The following is an 18,039-nucleotide window of genomic DNA, read 5'->3' as shown; positions in this document are numbered from 1 at the left end:
CCACGTCACCGGAATGAATAAGAATCCGGGCCGCTGCCTGTGGCCTCTCCTCTATGCAGGTGAGGCCGGTTTGGGGCGGCATGTTTGGTCCGTGACGTACGAGGAAAGGTTTGGCGTGAGACCCAGACTGGGCAGGTTTATGGCGTGCCTTGTGGTGGCTGCGGTGACGAGTACCGCGCTGCCCCAGGCCGCCTATGCCGCGTCCGCCGATGACGGTGGCGGAAAAGGGATTGTCGACACCGTCAAGAGCTGGTTCGCGGATGACGACTCGGACAGTAGCAGGGAATTGGACAAACCCCCATCACATGATGAACTGGGGGTGGCCGACCGGCAGAAACTGCCGAAGGGGAAGAACGCTCCGAAAGCCCACCGGGTCAAGGAGTTGAAGAGCAGGCGCACTTCGACCGCTCGCTTCTGGGAGCTCTCCGACGGCCGCGTCGAGGCGGAGCTCTCCGCGCTGCCGACCTCCTACCGGGACACGAAGACCAAGTCCTGGAAGTCCATCGACACCTCGGTCCGGGAGTCGGAGACCAAGGGCTACGAGTTCGCCAACACGACGAACAACGGCCGCAGTTGGTTCGGCGGGGACAGTGACAGGCTGGTCCGCTTCCAGTCGCCGGACGGTCGCTCGGTTACCCTGGGCCTGGACGGCGCGAGCCGCGACCTGAAGCCGACGGCCAAGGGCTCGACCGTCACGTACAAGGACGCGGCACAGGGCGCCGACCTGCAGTACGCCGTCGGTCCGGGCCGGGTGAAGGAGAACATCACCCTCGCGAAGCGCCCGGACTCCCCGCTGAAGTTCACCTTCACGCTGGACACCGACGGCCTCACCCCGAAGGCCCGCAAGGACGGCTCGATCGCCCTGTACGGCGAACTGCCGCACACGCCCGAACTCGTCATCCCCGCACCGTACATGACGGACGCGAAGAAGGCCGACAAGTCGGTCTTCGGGAAGACCTACAGCACCAAGGTCACTCAGAAGCTCACCCGGGACGGCACGTCCTGGAAGCTGACGGTCGCTCCGGACGCGAAGTGGCTGGCGGCCAAGGGGCGCCAGTACCCGGTGGTCATCGACCCGACGATCACCATCGCGCCCTCGCCGACCGACTCCCAGGACACGATGGTCCTCTCGGACCAGGCGTCGACGAACTTCAACACCACCTGGAAGCTGTCGGCGGGCAAGACCGACACGGGCATCGCCCGCTCGCTGATCAAGTTCCCGCTGAGTGAGATCCCCTCGGGCACGAAGGTCGACTCGGCGCGCCTGGAGATGTACTTCGACCAGGCGCACACCACCAACGCCAACGATGTCACCATCGGCGCCTACCGGGCGACCGGGGCGTGGGACGAGACGTCGGCGACCTGGAACAGCACCAGCTCGTACGTCGGTGAGCTGTCCGGCACCAGCGTGCAGGTGGACGACGGGGACACGGGCACCACGGCGTCCGTCGGCACCTGGCCGACGACGTCGTCCTCGTCCGGGATCGGCTCCGACTACCGCTCCAACAAGGACTCGGTGGCCGGGGACGCCTACACCTGGCAGCCGAAGCTCCCGGAGACGGCTTCGTACCGGGTGGACGCGCACTACGTGGCGGGCGCGGACCGGGCGTCGAACGCGCCGTACACGGTCACGTCCAAGGACCCCACGGCCACCTACACGGTCAACCAGCAGTCGGGCACGGGCGGCGTGTGGTCGTCCCTGAACGGCGGCTCGCAGATCAACTTCTCCGCCGGTACGACGGGCAAGGTCGTCCTGGGCGACGGCCCGGCCTCGACGTCCACCGCGGTCGTCGCGGACGCGGTGCGCTGGGTGAACCCGGCGTCGATCGTGAAGAACACCGGCGAGTACAACCAGTGGCACAAGTTCCCGGTGACCGACACCGTCCAGCAGTGGGTCAGCGGCACCAACGCCAACAACGGCTTCATCCTGAAGGCCACGGACGAGTCGTCCACCGCCCCGACCGGCGGCCCGCGCTACGAGTCCGGTGACGGCGACTACGGTGGCGAGACGTCGACCATCCCGCGCCTGACGGTCACCTACGGCAAGGTCGGCACGACGCTGAACTCGCCGACTGTGGTGCACGGCACGGGTCCGGAGCTGTCGTGGAAGGCGTACTCCAACACCACCGGTGACAGCGGTCTGGACATCGCCGAGTACCAGCTGCACCGCTCCACGCAGCAGGTGTTCACGCCGTCCGCGGCCACCCTGGTGGCGCCGGTCGACAAGGCGGTCACGGCGTACACGGACACCACCGCGACCCCGACCCCGGACTCCTCCTCGGTGGAGATCGGCCGGTCGTACTACTACCAGCTGGCGGTGAAGACCAAGGACGGCCAGCTGTTGGGCTCACCGACCCGCATCGTCGGCGTCCCGAAGGCGGGCCGCACCATGCGGCTGGTCCAGGGCACCACCGGGGTGACGGACACGACGTTGTCCTCCGGGCAGCCGACCACGAACGAGGACACCATCGCCTCGTTCGGCGTCGGCCAGAAGTGGCTGGAGGTGGGCAACAACTCCACCACCTACGGCAAGGCCCGTGCGGCGATGAAGTTCGACACCGCCGCCATCCCGACCACCGCCACGGTGCTGGAGTCGCGCCTGTTCATGTGGGGCGCGGAGACCACCACCGGCACCAACGGCGCCATCTACGAACTCCACGGCCTGAACAAGGACTTCAACGAAACGCAGGCCACCTGGAACAACGCCACCTCCACCACCGCGTGGACCACGGCGGGCGGTGACTACTCCGGCACGGTCTCGGACACCGTCGGTTCGGTGTCGGAGGTGGGCCGCCACTGGTGGGACGCCACGTCCCTGACCCAGGGCTGGACCAAGACCCCGACGTCCAACCACGGCGCGCTGGTCAAGCTGAAGGACGAGACCTCCACCGGTCCCCAGGAGCGCACCCTGTTCCTGGCCTCGGAGGCCGCCGACCCGCAGCTCGGCCCGCTGCTGCGGGTCATCTACGTCGACTCCACCACGGACGACACGTACTACGCGCCGACCACCCCGGCCCGCATGACCCCCAACTCGACGTACACGGTCAACTTCACGGTCACCAACACCACATCGAGCGCCTGGGCGAGCGGTGAGCGGGTCCTGTCGTACACCTGGAAGCTCCCGGACGGCACGGACGTGACGACCGGCGGCAACCAGGCCTCCACGGCGATCCCGGCGCTGAACCCGGGCCAGTCGGCGACCATACAGGCGCAGGTCAACACACCGATCAACTCGGACTCGGGCAGCAAGCGCACCCAATACGTGCTGGGCTGGGACGTCAAGAAGGTCTCCGACGGCAGCTGGCTGTCGGCGACGAACACTTCGATCCAGCCGCTGAAGCAGAACGTGGCGGTGGAAGACCCCACCTCCAACGCGCTGGGCCTGGAGAAGTTCTACAGCTACACAGGTAAGAACACGGGCGCCGGCTCGACGGTGATGAACAACCTCGCCTCCGGCAACACCGTGTGGTCGTACAACGCGTTCAGCAACCCAGGGCGTGGGCTGACAACGTTCGCGCGGTTCGCGTACAACTCGCTGGACACCGACAACACAACAGGCGGCGCGGGTGCGGGCTGGTCGGCACAGCTGAGCGGGCCCATCCGGCTCGGTGCGGCACTGGACTTCCACCCCAACCCGGTTGCGAACGCGACGGAGATCCGTCTGCCCGACGGTGACGGCACCACCCACGTCTTCACCAAACAGGCCGACGGAAGCTGGAAGGCCCCGGCGGGCGTGCACTACCGCATCACCATGAAGGCGGGACTGGACTGCACGCCGGACAAGGACCCGGTGCCGGACGCGTGGACGCTGCTGCGCCCGGACGGCACGCGGTTCTACTTCGGCTGCGACGGTTATCTGACGTCCGCCGTCGACAAGAACGGCAACACGCAGACCTATACCTACGAGCAGCACAAGACCCAGGGCAAGGCGGCGAAGTTCCTCGCCTACATCACCGACCCGGCCGGGCGTCAGTCGCTGACGGTCGACTACTACAAGAAGGGCGACGCGTCGTACGACTACATTGACGGCACGGGCGCCAAGGTCACCGGCACCAACCTGACCGACCCGGACATCTACGACCACGTGAAGTCCATCACGGACATCTCCGGTCGCAAGGTCGCCTTCTCCTACACGGTCCAGGGTCTGCTGGGCCGGTTCACCGACGGTGACGGCTCGTCCCAGCCGAAGGTCTTCAAGTTCACCTACGACGCCACCCAGGGCAACAAGAACGTCAAGCTGGTGACGGCCACCGACCCGCGGGGCCACGACACCAAGCTGGTGTACTACGCGCCGCAGACAGGTGACGATCCGAAGTACCACTGGTGGACGAAGACGATCACCGATCGTCTCGGCGGTGACACGGGCTTCGCGTACACGGCCGACACGGCGAACACCAAGTTCACCGACACCACGGTGACCGACGCCGAGTCGCACGCCACGAAGTACGTCCTGGACGACTTCGGCCGCCCGGTCCAGACGACCAACGCCAAGTCCCAGACCACGAAGATGAGCTGGGACGCCGACAACAACGTCACCTACCTGGAGGAGGACAACGGCGCCAAGACCGCGTACTGCTACGACCAGAAGACGGGCTACCCGCTTTGGCAGCGCGACGCGGAGAACAACAAGTCGGGCGTGCCGGACCAGACGGCCACCTGCGTCTCCGACACCACCAAGTGGCCGGCGAACGCGGCGAAGTACGAGTACCAGACGCGGGCGGACGGCTACTCGGCGGATCTGTTCCGCAAGACGTCGCCTGGGGGCCGCGTCTGGCAGTTCGGGTACGACAGCTTCGGCAACGTCAAGACGGTCACGGACCCGAAGGGCATCGCGACCACGACGGTGCCGGACGACTACACCACGAAGTACGACTACGACGCGTACGGTGAGCTGATCAAGGCAACGGACGCCAACGGCAATCCGACGACGTACAGCGGCTTCCAACCGACCGGTTACCCGAACACGATCACCGACGCCAAGTCGAACGCGACGACGTTCGCCTACGACGAGCGCGGCCAGGTCACCCAGGTCACCGACGCCAACCAGAAGGTCACCACGCAGACGTACGACACCTTCGGCCGTCCGCTGGTCAACGCCGTGCCCAAGGACACAGGCGTCGTGATCACCACTCCGGCACCGGAGTACGACGCCAACGACAACGTCACCAAGTCGACGTCGCCGAACGGCGCGGTCTCCACAGCGGTGTACGACAACGCGGACGAGGTCAGTTCGGCGACCGCCCCGGCGAACAACCAGACCGCCCCGCGCACCACGTCGTACACGTACGACAAGGCTGGCGACCTGAAGACGACGACCGAGCCCAAGGGCACGGCGACGACGACGGATGCGACCGACTACGTCACGACGAACAACTACGACGAGATCTACCAGCTCACGTCCGTGGTCAACGCGAACACCGACAAGGTCTCGTACGAGTACGACAACGTCGGCAACGTCACCAAGGTCATCGACCCGAAGAAGAACGCGACGGCCGACACGACCGACTACACCGCCAAGACCGACTACGACCTGGACCACCGGGTCACGGTCGTCACGGATGCGGCCGGCAAGACGACGAAGAAGGGCTACGACAAGGACGGCCTGGTCACCTCGGCCACGGACGCCGAGAACAACACCACGCTCATCACCTACGACGAGCGCGGCAAGCAGACCGAGGTCAAGGCCCCGCGCGACGGCACGTCGACCATCACGTACCGCACGACGAAGTACGAGTACGACCAGGTCGGCAACACCACCAAGGTGATCACCCCGCGTGCCGTCGCGGCCGGTACGACCACCGCCTTCACCGCCCGTACCGAGTACGACGCGCTGAACCGCCCGGTCAAGCAGTACCAGCCGTACGACCCGGCGGACACCCGCTACAACAACCCCAACGTCTACACGGAGACCACCTACGACAAGGTGGGCCGGGTGGCGAAGACCTCGCTGCCGCCGTCGGACGGCGAGACGGTCCGCAACGACACCACCTACAGCTATTTCGACAACGGCTGGGTGAAGTCGTCGACGGACCCGTGGGACATCGCGACGACCTACGACTACAACGACCTGGGTCAGCAGACCAAGCGGACCCTGACCTCGGCGGGCGGCTCCTCGGACCGCACGATGACGTGGTCGTTCTACCCTGACGGCTCGCTGAAGTCCCGGTCGGACGACGGTGTCCCGGTGGGCAAGTCGGTCGTCCTGGTGGACAACTCGGACACCCAGAACACCGCCAAGACCGGCACCTGGACCAAGGGCGACATCGCCGGCCAGCAGGGCTACAACCACGAGACCCACACCGCGGGCACGGGCACCGACGCCTTCACGTGGACGCTCAACATCCCCAAGGACGGCACATACACGGCGTATGTGAAGTTCCCGAAGGTGACGGGCGCCGCGACGACGGCGAAGTACACGCTCACCCATGCGACCGGGACGGTCGACAAGACGATCGACCAGAACGCCACCGCGAACCAGAGCACCTGGGTCTCGCTGGGCTCCTACTCCTTCAAGCAGGGCAACGCGGCCAAACTGCAGCTGTTCCAGAACAGCGGCGGCGTGGTCGTCGCGGACGGTGTGAAGCTCGTCCGGGACACCAGCGGCGACCCGGCTGACACGGAGAAAGCAAACTTCGCCTACTCCTACGACCTCAACGGCAACCTCACGTCGATCGACGACACCTCGTCGACCGCCAAGATCGACGCGTACGCGATCACCTACACGGGCCTCAACCAGATCCAGAAGGTGACCGAGTCGCTGTCCGGCACGGAGAAGAAGTCCACGTCGTACACCTACGACGCGGACGGCCAGCCGGACACGGTCACACACCCGGACCAGTTCTCCAAGTACACGTACGACCTGCGTGAGCTGGTGAAGACGGTCTCGGTCGGCAAGAGCGCCACGGACGCGTCACCGAAGGTTACGTCCTACACGTACACCGACCGCGGCCAGAAACTCCAGGAGACCAAGGCCAACGGCAACACGGTCGACTACACGTACTACCTGGACGCGGCGCTGAAGTCGACAACGGAGAAGAAGCCCAACGGCACACTCGTCGACTCGCACACCTACGCCTACGACCCCAACGGCAACAAGGCGCAGGACGTGGCGAAGAAGATGAACGCCGACGACCACTCGGCGTACCTCTCCTCGACGACGGACTACACCTACGACCCGGCCGACCGGCTGAAGGAGGCGGTGAAGTCAGGCAACGGCTCGAACACGGAGAAGTACGTCCACGACGACAACGCCAACGTCATCAGCCAGACGGTCAACAACACCACAACCACCTACAACTACGACCGCAACCGGCTGCTGAGCGCCACTGTCGGTGGCGCCACTGCCAAGTACAACTACGACCCGTTCGGCCGCCAGGAATCGGTGACGTCGGCGTCCGACGGAAAAATAATCTCCCGGAGCGTGTACGACGGCTTCGACCACATCGTCGAGTCCCAGAAGATGGACTCCTCGGGTGCGATGAAGACCACCACGTACACCTTCGACCCGCTCGACCGCACCACCTCGAAGACCGCGGACGGCAAGACGACGGACTTCGAGTACCTGGGCCTTTCGAACGAGGTCCTGGACGAGAAGGTCGCCGGCACGCTGACCAAGTCGTACCAGTACAGCCCGTGGGGCGAGCGCCTGTCGCAGGTCAAGCACAACAGCGACGGCACGACCGAGGACGGCTACTACGGCTACGACAGTCACACCGACGTCGAAACGCTGACCGACAAGAACGGCGACACGAAGGCGACATACGGCTACACCGCCTACGGCTCCGACGACACCTCCGAGTTCACCGGCGTCGACAAGCCCGACGCCGCCGATCCGACGAAGGAGGCCTACAACCCCTACCGCTACAACGCCAAACGCTGGGACGCCCAGTCCGGCACCTACGACATGGGTTTCCGCGACTACAACCCCGGCCTGAACCGCTTTACGACTCGGGACATGTACGTCGGGGCGCTGGCAGACATGGACCTCGGCGCGGACCCATTCACGGGCAATCGATACGCCTTCGGCGGTGGCAACCCCACGAGTTTCATAGAACTCGACGGGCACTGCCCACGCGACGTCTGTGACTGGCTCGACACATCCCACACCTCCTCCAGCTCCAGCGACTCGGGCAGCACCGGCGGGTCCACCTCGAGCTGTCCTCTGATTCTCCTGGTCTGCGTCAATGGGGGCGCCACAGATTGGCACCCGCCCATGGCAGCCCTTACAGACTCGCAGATTCCGGCGAAGGGGAGCTTCTCGCTCCAGAGCGTCCTGAACAATCCGGACATGCTCAAGGGAATGACGCCGGAGGAATTCTTTTCCCGCTGGGACGGAGTGTTGTCTGACGGGTGGAAAATCGAAGCTCCCACCAAGGGGCAGCGTCAAACCGGCTTCAAGTTCCAGCAGTACATAACGAAGAAGACCCGAACTGGCGGCGAAAAGGAGGTCATCGGAAACGGGATGATCAAGTGGCAGCCCGGGGGACGCCACGGTACCGGATGGCGAGTCAACCAGGTGGGTGGCGGCCGTTCGGAACATCTGAGCGCTCCGGATTCAAGGGTATGGGTCGAGAGTGATCCACTCGAGAAGAACCTGGGGACGATCCAGAGGTCTTCGCCGTCCATCCCGAAGCCGCGTATCAACATGGCATCTGGAGCGCTTGGCGTACTGCAGGCGGCGGACTTCGGTGTCCTGGCGTACAAGTACGGGTTCTGGAATGCCGTGCAGATCCAGAATTCCTGGCTGTTCCCGCAGCAATCGGAGCCCGGATACTCCGAGTACATCGGCGTAAACGATGACGGATCAATATGTAATCCGACGTCCGGAAACTGCGCCTGAACCTAGGTGCGCGTGATGTGGGCCCGTGCCCGCCGGGGCATTAGAATGCCCCGGCGGGCCGGGGCTGTTGCGGTCCTTCGCTGCCGTGCGGCTTATTGACAGACGACGAGGAAGTGCCATGTACAGTCTGACCGTGCAGAGGTTTTTGAACCTGATGCGACTGCTCGATGTGATGTCGGCGGAACCCGCTTTCCAGGTCCGTTATCTGGAGTGGCGCAACTTCCCTGACCCGCTGGCTGCACTCGGGGAGTTGTTCGAAGATCTGCAGGGCTATGAAGGTCTCATTGAGGACATGAAAGAGAGCGGTGACCTTCGCGATGAGGAGGAGGCGATTTTCCGTCGCATTCTGTCACTCGCCGACGTCATCGACGAGGATCCCCGTTCCTATACGCGAGCAGAGGTCAACAATGGGGAAACCTGGCGGGAGGTGAGGGACGCCGCGATGGTGCTCAAGCTGTCACTCGCGTCGCTTGTCCAGCGCAATCCGGAGTTCTTTGCTGGCTGACGCGACCAGACGAAGGGCCGTCCCGTAATGATCTTTGGCCGGGTGTGGACATGGCCAGTGACCAATCTGGCCGCGCGCCTACCCGGCGAGGGTTTCGTTACGCAGCGACGGCGGTTGGTGGCTGCTGCCGGGGCCGCAGGCGCCGGGAGTCAGGGCAGCACACGGCCACGGTCCCTCTCCGTGACTACGGGTGCAGCTTCTCACCCTTCGCCACGTACTTTTCGATCCGGCGCGCCCGGGTCTCGGCCTTCTTGGCGTCTTGGATCCGGTACGGGATCGCGTAGCGGTTCCCAGTAGCGGGCTGCGAGCGAGGCCCGGTGCGCCAGGAGCACCGTACGAGGGCCCGCCTTCGTGGCGAGTGTCGTGCACCGGGCGGCGACGCGCTCGGCGGCGAGCCGGGTGTACGAAGCCAGCGCGGCGCTGATCCGGCCCGTGGTGGCGAATTTGGCGTCCGCCTTCAGCAGGGCTTCCCACTTCACCTGCTGCTCGTCGGCCAGCACGCGCAGGGCGGTCAGGAACAGCTCGTCCACGTCGACCGGCAGCACGTCGAAGTGGGTGGCGAGGCGCTGTGCCGTGCTGGGCAGTTCGATGGCCCTGACGGTCAGGGCGAGGAACCCGCCCCGGCGCACCGTCTCCTGAAGCCGTAGCTCCATCACGCGGCGTGGGTCGCGACCTTCCGCGAACTCACCTTGCGCGGCAGCCGGAGTGACGGGCGTCAACTCGCGGTGACCAGCTCGTCGAGTAGCTGCTCCAACAGATTGTTGTCACCGAGGAAGCTCTTCACCGAGGCGTCCTCGTTGCGCTGGGGGCCTATGCCCGACCAGTTCAGGTCGTATCCCACATCGTGGCCGAGTTGGGCCAGAAACGCCCGCTGGGCACGGCCGTTGCCCTCGCGGAACGGAGGGAGGACGTTCATGTCGCCGTACAGCGCGGCGAGTTGGATGACGAATTCCTGCCGGGGGAGATCCCGCAGATGACCGGAGGAGGCGAGACGACCGAAGACCTCTCCGGCGTAGGGCACCAGGTTTCTCGCCGGACAGAACGGTGTGCGCTTGGCGATGTTCACGCTGCGTAACTCGCCTGCCCACGGATAGATGTCACCGAAGATCGCGGCATGGAACGCTTGGAGGTGGCCGAGGTCGTACGCGCCGGGTAGGGGGGCGTTCGGCGAGCATGACGAGGCGCGCCCGGGTGATGTTCGCCTCCGCTGCCGCGAGCAGCTGATGGTCGGTGATGCCGAGCTTGTTGCGCAGCATCCCGTTGGGCATGGCGTACGGATCGTTCACCCTGCCCGCCGCTCCGAAGTCTGTCGGTGGCGGGCGATCGCGCGGGCGACAAGGGTGTCCGCGTCGAGGTCGCCCTTCACGTACGCCTCGGTGTCGTGGTCGGATGCCTCGGAGGCGTGGAGCCCCTCGGCCTCGATGGAGCCGGTGGCCCCAGCATCTGCAGGTGTGCGCGGCCATGGGCGACATCGACGGCTGCGCCCGGGCCCTCGACGAAGCCGAGAAGGTGCACTCCCTCGACGGCCACTCCCACAACGGCGGCTGGCTCCGCTTCGACGGTTCCCGCCTCCCCGAGGAACGGGGGCCTGCTATCGCACTACGCGGAGACGGTGCTTGGTCTGGCCGACCGGCCGAACTCGGGAGTCATCGGCAAGAAGCTGGACGGACGACCTGGCAGCAGGAGACGGACTCGGACATCTTCGAGTGCATCGAGCAGACCGTCTGAACTCCGAGAACGACGAAGCCCCCGTCCGGGCCGCTCCGGCGCGGGGGCGCCTCCTTACGTAGCCATCGAGGTAGCCACGGAAGCGCCCTCCTTGCACGTTTACGCAGGTCATAGCGTTTCGGTGATTCGCCCCGGCGTACAGCCCGACTCGTCCGCCGCTCGTCATGTCTGCAACTTCTCCCGCCGAGTCGCCCGCATCTGTCATGCCTGCGACTTCTGGGGGGCTCGAAATGCCTCGCTATCGCGAGCTCCTCGACATCGCCGGGTCAGCGGAGGGACGTCGAAACTCATCGATGTTGATCAAACAGATGCCCTCTGAGATCGCGGTGCCCTGCGACGCGTGGTGATCCGCCCCGCGTAGCCATCGGCAACCACACGCTACGGGCGCCTGTGCCAGAAGGCCTTGGCCTTCTGGCACAGGCGCCCGTCAGCTGTGCGGCGCCTCGTCAGGGACAGTTCTCGTTGATCTTGTACTCGAGGGCGCGGGGGTAGTCGTGACGGCTGAGGCGGACCTGGACCAGCAGCGGTCCCTGGTTGATCGAGTCGTTCGGCTCGCTGATGCGCTTCAGTACGGATTCCAGTTCCGTGTGGGTGGCGACCGTCATGCCGGTCATCGGGCTCTTGGTCGAGCCGAAGACCTTGGCCAGCTGGTCGTAGTGCCACTGGTGCAGATTGTTGTAGAAGTCGGCGCCGTCGGACGGCTTCTGCTGGTAATAGCACGGGTTGACCAGCATCTGCTCGATGCCGTAGAAGCCCTCGTTGTCCAGCACGAAGATCACCGAGTTCAGTCGGTGCCGGGTGTGTGTGGACAGTTCCTGGCACGTCTCCTGGAACGCGCCGTCGCCGACGAACACCATCGGCCGTTTGCCCGCGGCCTTCCGGGCCATCGCGACGCCGGTGGCCGCGCCGACCGAGTAGCCGATGGACAGCCACGCGTTCTGCGCCAGGTATCCGGCGCGCTCGACGCTGTGCAGGTTCATCGAGCCCAGGAGGGCGAACGCCGCGTCGGACAGGAGGGTGAACGGTGAGGTGACCTCAGTGCCCGTGCCCGTCGCCTGGCTGTCGAGGAAGCCGCTGATGTGCTGGAAGAAGCTGTCGTACGTCAGCTCCGCCTGGATGTCGGTGGCGCTGAGCTGGGCCTGGTAGGCGTCCGTGCTCTCGGGCACCGGCGCCCCTTCGGCGTGCGCCTGGGCGAAGTAGTCGGCGGCGAAGGCGCCCGGGCCGAACTCGGTCACCAGCGCCTCGCGCAGTGCCGGGATGAACCGTTCCAGCTGGACGTCGGGGTAGTAGGAGGCGCCGACGCTCACTCCTTCGCGGGCGGCCACGCACCAGTCGTCGCCGATGTCCTGCTCGCCGCCGAGGTTCTTCGACGTCGACCAGGTACCCAGCCCGATGCGGCACTTGGCCCGCTGGAACACCTCCCGTACGTACGGATCACTGGCCTTGCCGTTGTAGACGCCGACGAATCCCGGGGTGTTCTCCGAGACCACGGACTTGCCTCCGACGGTCGTGCAGAACGGCATCCCGGTGTCCTGCACGAGCTCGGTGAGGGGCTGGGAGAGACGGAACCGGTCGATCTCCTCGCCCGCCCACAGGATGGGCGAGCCCTGTACTCCCCCCTTCTGTTTGACGAGGTCGACGGCGGCGGCGACCGCCTTGGCCAGCATGGTCCGGTTCTTGGGGGTGAACGGGCGCTGCCTGGGAGTCAGATGGCCCTGGGGCGCATCGCATTCCGCGGCCCAGACGTCCTCCATGACCTCCAGATACACCGGCCGGCGCTCGGACAGGCAGGCGACGATGGCGCTGTCGATCTGCACGGGGGCCAGTCCCGGGTTGGAGATCACCTGCGCGTCGACCGTGACCTGGCGGTACACGTCGAGGTTGCTCTCCCGGCGCTGGCTCATGTGGGAGGTGAGCAGGCCGATGGCCTGGTAGTTCAGCCACTGCTCGTAGGTCGGGCAGGCGTTGATCGCGATGAGCGGAACATACTCGACGTAGGCGCCCCCGATGGGGTTGAGCAGGTTGAACGCTCCGACGCTGTAGGTGACGGCGACGGCGCCGACGCCGAAGCCGCCGTCAGGGGCGTCGGCGTGGCGGGCCCGCGCATAGGCGTCGGCCGCATACCCGGCCCCGACCTCGGTCGGGGTGCCCACCCACGTCACCTGCGGGTTGTGCTGCTTCATGATGGACAGGAACGGGCCCAGGTGGTTGCCGGGTACGCCGAACAGGTGCTCGATTCCGAGCTGTTCGAGTCGAGTGGCCAGGTACCGCGCCACGTTCCATGTCGAGGGCTGCTCCGTCACTGTGCCTTCACCTCCGTGAGCTGTCGCTCGTCCACCGCTTCGCGTCCCGCCTCGCGTTCCACGGGCACCGTGTACGACGGAGGCGACGCCTTCTCGTGCACCTCGATGGCGGCGCGGACCGCCGTCTCCACGGCGCCCTCGATCCAGGCGTGCTTCAGCGAGGTGTGCTCGCCCGCGAAGTACACCGGCCCTTCGGGCTTGACGGCGTCCAGGTGGAAGCTGGTCATCTGGTGCGGCGTGTAGATCGCGGCCTCACCGAAGGCGTACGGGTTGCGCAGCCAGCTCTGGGTCTGCCCGGCGCCCGTGTAGAACACCTCGATGCGGCGGCCGTGGACCAGTTGCAGGTTCCGCAGGGCGTGGACGTAGCGCTGCGCGTCCTCCATCGAGTCCCAGCGTGCCGCGTCGTCGGACCAGGAGTAGGTGGCCAGGACCACCCCGCCGCCCTTGCTGCCCGGCACCGGATGGGAGGGGTAGTACATGTACCGGTTGGGGTTGTCGGTGGTCGAACCGCCCCCGAACACATTGGTCGTCGGCCGAAGCGGTGCCCCGCGCAGCGGCTCCTGGCGGTAGTACTCGAGCTGCCTGGGGTCGATGAGCTGCTCCTGGACGCTGCCGTGGGCACCGAGCAGCCCCGTCGGCTGTGAACTCAGCTGGGACGGCAGGTCGTCCGCGGGCTCCGCGGGGGCCTTGGCGGACTGCTGGTAGAAGTCGTACAGGCCCGGATCGATGGACTCCAGCTCCCGGCGCCAGTCCTCCTCGGTGAACTCCCACCACCGCTTGGAGAACTCCAGCAGCACCTTCGTCGCCTGGTCGTAGTGCGTCTCGATGACGGCCCGCCGCTTCTTGTACGAGAACGGCGGCGACACCTCGACGAAGCGGAAGCTCGAGAAGGGGATCGTGACGATCGCCATGTCACCCCTCCACACCCGGGGCGGTCCGCTCAGGGAGTCCTCGGGCTCGGTGTGGATCGCGACGGTGCGCCCCGGCTCCGGGCCCACGTCTTCGTGCCGCTCACCGTCCCGGCGCGGGTCCCAGTACTCCAGGCGGACCATCCGGTGCCCCATCACCAGCTCGTCCTGAAGCCCTTCGGCGAGCTTGTCGGGCAGCATCTCTGTGCCGCCCTCGATCTCCCAGTAGGTGACGTTCGGGTTGATGTCGCTGCGGCCCAGGAAGCTGTGGAAGAACGACAGGTGGAGCCGCGAGGTGAGGTTCTCGATCGAGCCGGCGGCCTCGATGGCCTCGTCGCTCAGACCGGCGTGGTCGCGCAGGAAGTCGCCCATCGAGCAGCCGTCGAAGTCGTGGACCACCCTCGCCCAGCCTTCGAGCCACTCCTTGAACGGCTTGTTCACCCGTTGCTGCGTGCCGTCCTGGCCGGTCACGGAGTCGGAATAGTAGTCCCTGACCTCTTCCAGAGCATCGTTGATCATCTGGCTGGTGGTCAGCCGTGCTTCGTCCCCCGTCAGGTGGAAGCCCTCGTTGATCAGCGTGGGGTCGTCCGCGTACTCGGACCGGCGGGCCTGGACGGAGTTCATCTGGATCCAGGTGTCGTTCCGCTTGTGGGGCTGCCGGAAGTCGGGGCTGTCCTGTCCGTACCTCCACTCCTGACCGGCGAAGGACTTGTAGACCACCGGGGGTACGGGCGCCTTCTGGAAGCCCGTACGGGGGTCGACGTCGACGTTGTAGAACAGCCGGCGCTTCAGTCCGAGCTTGTCGATCAGGGCCAGGGTGAGGGGGTGGAAGTCGGGCAGCCGCATGGCTCCCGCCTCCGCGTACTGGGCCGGATCGGTGAACGGCCCCTGTTTCTCGCCCTTCCGGCGGCGGAAGGTCTTGATACGTCCGCCCACCCGGCTGGCGTTGGCCTCCAGAATCGTGACCTTGTGGCCGGCCTGCTTGAGCAGCGTCGCGGCCACCAGACCGGAAATCCCGGCCCCGACGATCAGTACCTCCTTCGGCCGCCTGGGCGGCCGTACGGGAGCCAGCCCCCGGTCGATGAGGACGTCGAGGAAGCGCAGCTTCAGGTCCTCGTTCTTCGGCTCGGGGCCGACCAGAAGCAGCTCGCGCGCCAGCTGCAGACAGGTCTCCCAGCGCACGCGGTTCTTCCAGAGGTCGGTTTTGGTGTTGTCCATGGGCGTCTGTTCCCTTCTGGGTGAAGCGAGAGCCGGGAGGCCCGACCGCTATGGCACGTCGGCCGTCCGTGGCCGCGAGGCCCGACCGCTACGGCCGACGTGTGCCGCATCACCACGCCGTGGGCATGTCGGGCAGGCCGTTGCTCGTGTTCCTGGATGAGCGAGAACCGGCCGGGTGGGCGCGGGCTCGCCGGGCGCAGGCTGGAGGCAGCATCGCGGAACAACTCCCTGCGGCATGTAGGCAGGAAGGGCAGCCCGCACATAACCGGGGCTGAGGTGGATGGACCGGCAATGGAAGCACTCTCGAATACGAAACGTGCTCAAACATGAACAATTAGTACTTTTATCGCCTGGATCCCGGGTGTCAACTCGAAGCCGGGAGACTCCCGCGGGAGCTTGATCCAGAGCAAGTACGTGGACGGTCCCCGCTGGAGGCCGAAGCCGACCGGGGCGTCGTCGACTGTCCGGGCGGAGAACCGAGCTGCCGGGTGACCCGGCTGACCTGCCAGGTCACCCGGCCGGCGCCCACCAGGTCTCAGAGGTCGGCGTGGCGCACGAGCCATCCCCCGTCCGGGTGGCGCCAGGGCGAAAGGCGGGCAAGGGCCGTCGTCACCGCCGCCGGGCCGGTCCGCGGGTCCGACCCGGGATCCGGCACCACAACAAGTGGATCAGAGCCGCTTGCCACGGCCGCCGTCAGACCAGCACGATCGGGCCGCCGAGCTGCTGGTGCGCGGCCTGGACCAGGGTCGCGGTAATCGGTCCAGGCGAAGCTCTTGCGGCCGTCCGGTCGGGCGTCGGTGCTCGGCCGGTAGATCAGCCGGGAGGGCCGCCGGGACGAAGAGGCCGCCGCCGGGAGAGCATCGAGCATCCCCCAAGCGGGCCCGGGGAGAGCGTCAGGAGCCGATTGCCTGTGGGTAGTCGAAGAAGCCGCTCGGGTCGTACTGCCGCTTCACGTGGACCAGCCGGGGGTAGTTCGCACCGTAGTACGCCTGGCGCCAGTCCTTCAGCTCTGGATCGGGAAAATTCTGGTACGAGCGCTCAGGGGGCGCGCCGTCAAAGATGGCGTCGTAGAAGTCCTGGAGCCAGCGCAGATTCACGGCGGCGACATCGGGGTGGTCGTAGTCCGCCCAGTTGGTCTCGGCGGCCAGGATGAACGCGCTGTCTCGGTGCACGAACGCGGTCGCCTCCGGTGGCACCTGGTTGATCTCCCCGCCGAGCGCGAACATCGCGAACCCGGCTCCTTCCTCGTTGCCGCTGCCCGGCCAGGCGAGCAGCTGTTCGGCTGCGGCGCTGACCTGCTCGTCGGTGAGGAGTGTCCGGGAGGTCAGGATCCCTGACTTGGAGGCGAACTTCTCCACGGGAGTAGTGGCGCTCAGCAGCGTAGTCGCCCGGGCCGGGGTGACCTCCCGGATGGCGGCGCGGTTCCGGGCACGCTCGTCGGCTGTGCCGATGGCAAGCAGCGGGGCGAGGATCGCCCGCAACTCATCGATGGTTCCGTAGTGCTGGCCGATCACATTGACGTTGGCGTTCGTGCGGATCTGGTCCCGGGTTCGCCCGTGGGTGCCGATTCCGAGGCGGCAGTGGAACCGCTTGTTGTCCAAGGTGTCCTGGACGATCTGTTGTGTGGTCGCCAACACCGGCAATACGGAGTCCAGGCTCCAGCGGAAGTGGTAGAACCCCACGTTGCCCTGGAACTGCTCGTACCGGAGCGTGAACGAGGTGTGCACCCCGAAGTTGTTGCCCGCGCCGCCCCGGCAGGCCCAGAACAGATCGGGCTCCGAATCCTCACTGGCCTTGACCACCCGGCCGTCCGCCAGCACGACGGTCGTGGCGACCAGCCGGTCGCAGGTCAGGCCGAACATCTTGTCGCTGAAGCCGATACCTCCGCCCAGCACCAGTCCCGCGACCCCGACCGAGGGGCAGCGGCCGGTCGGTACGAAGGTGCCCTGGTCCTCGAGCAGCGGGTGCAGGTCGCCGTTGGTGACCCCGGCCCCGACGGTGACGGTGCCCGCGTCGTGGACGACCTTGATCGGCCCGTATGCCCGAGCACGGGCGGCTCTCCGCTGCGGAGTGGACACGATGCTCTTCATCCGGCTCATGTTGAGCAGCAGGCCCGTGGTGGTGGAGTGGCCGGCGTAGTTGTGTCCCAGCCCGGTGCGAGGCACGGCGGGCAGCCCCACCGCGCGGGCCCAGCGGATCGCCTCGCGTACGTCCCTTGTGGTGGCGCAGGCGACGATTCCGGCGGGGTGGATCCCGGCGTACCGGTGGTTGAACGGGATCGCCAGCGGAGGGTAGTCCGGGTTTCGCGGCCGGTAGAGGGTGGCGCCGGGGGAGAGTGACGCAGCCAGCCGCTCCCAGTCCCGACGGCTGACCGACTTTGCTGCCTCGGTTGCCGCAGCCGCATCGGGCGACGCCTTCAGAGCCACCGCCCCGGCGCCGAGGGCGCTGAGGGTGCCTGCCCGCAATACGTCTCGTCTGTTGATCACTGTGGCCTGCCTTCGCGAAACCGTCGGAGGCTCGGTCGCCTCCGGAATGAGC

At 66.4% G+C, this 18,039-nt stretch carries 8 protein-coding genes and 2 pseudogenes; 3 read left to right on the top strand and 7 right to left on the bottom strand.

The genetic code is table 11. From position 1 onward, the window contains the following. Positions 1 to 139: 139 nt before the first annotated feature. Together ACFYO2_RS03230 and ACFYO2_RS03225 are read left to right on the top strand one after the other, a co-directional pair. Positions 140 to 8,839, top strand: coding sequence for a DNRLRE domain-containing protein (locus ACFYO2_RS03230; protein WP_388343973.1), 8,700 nt, complete (start codon positions 140 to 142; stop codon positions 8,837 to 8,839). A gap of 118 nt (positions 8,840 to 8,957) precedes the next feature. Then, entirely contained in the window at positions 8,958 to 9,344 is a 387-nt protein-coding gene (locus ACFYO2_RS03225; RefSeq protein WP_388343264.1) for a hypothetical protein, read from the top strand. Positions 9,345 to 9,528: 184 nt separating this feature from the next. On the opposite strand, the pseudogene ACFYO2_RS03220 reads toward ACFYO2_RS03225, so the two are convergent. The 3 genes and pseudogenes from ACFYO2_RS03220 to ACFYO2_RS03210 all read right to left on the bottom strand — a co-directional run. After that, positions 9,529 to 9,633 (bottom strand): annotated as a pseudogene (locus ACFYO2_RS03220) (YdeI/OmpD-associated family protein); the annotation flags it as partial. 426 nt (positions 9,634 to 10,059) lie between these two features. Beyond that, the gene (locus ACFYO2_RS03215) at positions 10,060 to 10,440 is read right to left on the bottom strand and encodes a Fic/DOC family protein (protein ID WP_388343970.1); all 381 of its coding nucleotides are present in this window, start codon (positions 10,438 to 10,440) and stop codon (positions 10,060 to 10,062) included. Between the two features lie 186 nt (positions 10,441 to 10,626). Further along, positions 10,627 to 10,767 carry a hypothetical protein gene (locus ACFYO2_RS03210; protein WP_388343967.1) on the bottom strand — a complete coding sequence of 47 codons (141 nt, stop codon included), beginning with the start codon at positions 10,765 to 10,767 and terminating at the stop codon, positions 10,627 to 10,629. A 38-nt stretch (positions 10,768 to 10,805) separates the two neighbouring features. Between ACFYO2_RS03210 and ACFYO2_RS03205 the strand changes: the two genes are divergently transcribed. Next, on the top strand, positions 10,806 to 11,072 hold the full coding sequence (locus tag ACFYO2_RS03205) for a hypothetical protein (RefSeq protein ID WP_388343261.1): 267 nt from the start codon (positions 10,806 to 10,808) through the stop codon (positions 11,070 to 11,072). A 446-nt stretch (positions 11,073 to 11,518) separates the two neighbouring features. Here ACFYO2_RS03205 and ACFYO2_RS03200 read toward each other — a convergent pair whose 3' ends face one another. The 4 genes and pseudogenes from ACFYO2_RS03200 to ACFYO2_RS03185 form a co-directional block, all read right to left on the bottom strand. Then, positions 11,519 to 13,375 (bottom strand): alpha-keto acid decarboxylase family protein, encoded by a 1,857-nt coding sequence (locus ACFYO2_RS03200; protein WP_388343258.1) that lies wholly within the window; start codon positions 13,373 to 13,375, stop codon positions 11,519 to 11,521. Beyond that, entirely contained in the window at positions 13,372 to 15,501 is a 2,130-nt protein-coding gene (locus tag ACFYO2_RS03195; protein ID WP_388343255.1) for a flavin monoamine oxidase family protein, read from the bottom strand. Before ACFYO2_RS03195 ends, ACFYO2_RS03200 begins: the two co-directional genes overlap by 4 nt. A 696-nt stretch (positions 15,502 to 16,197) precedes the next feature. Then, positions 16,198 to 16,369: pseudogene (locus ACFYO2_RS03190) on the bottom strand (DDE endonuclease); the annotation flags it as partial. Between the two features lie 25 nt (positions 16,370 to 16,394). Continuing rightward, positions 16,395 to 17,987 carry an FAD-binding oxidoreductase gene (locus ACFYO2_RS03185; protein ID WP_388343252.1) on the bottom strand — a complete coding sequence of 531 codons (1,593 nt, stop codon included), beginning with the start codon at positions 17,985 to 17,987 and terminating at the stop codon, positions 16,395 to 16,397. Positions 17,988 to 18,039 lie beyond the last annotated feature (52 nt).

Origin of the sequence: Streptomyces sp. NPDC006602 (assembly GCF_042870385.1) — a bacterium.
GTDB lineage: Bacteria > Actinomycetota > Actinomycetes > Streptomycetales > Streptomycetaceae > Streptomyces.
Note: the sequence above shows the minus strand (reverse complement) of the source record. Positions and strands in the feature narration are given on the sequence as shown.

Coding starts and splice junctions, on each gene's coding strand:
- ACFYO2_RS03230 (WP_388343973.1), top strand. CDS start 140: ATGGCGTGCCTTGTGGTGGCTGCGGTGACGAGTACCGCGCTGCCCCAG.
- ACFYO2_RS03225 (WP_388343264.1), top strand. CDS start 8,958: ATGTACAGTCTGACCGTGCAGAGGTTTTTGAACCTGATGCGACTGCTC.
- ACFYO2_RS03205 (WP_388343261.1), top strand. CDS start 10,806: ATGGGCGACATCGACGGCTGCGCCCGGGCCCTCGACGAAGCCGAGAAG.
- ACFYO2_RS03195 (WP_388343255.1), bottom strand. CDS start 15,501: ATGGACAACACCAAAACCGACCTCTGGAAGAACCGCGTGCGCTGGGAG.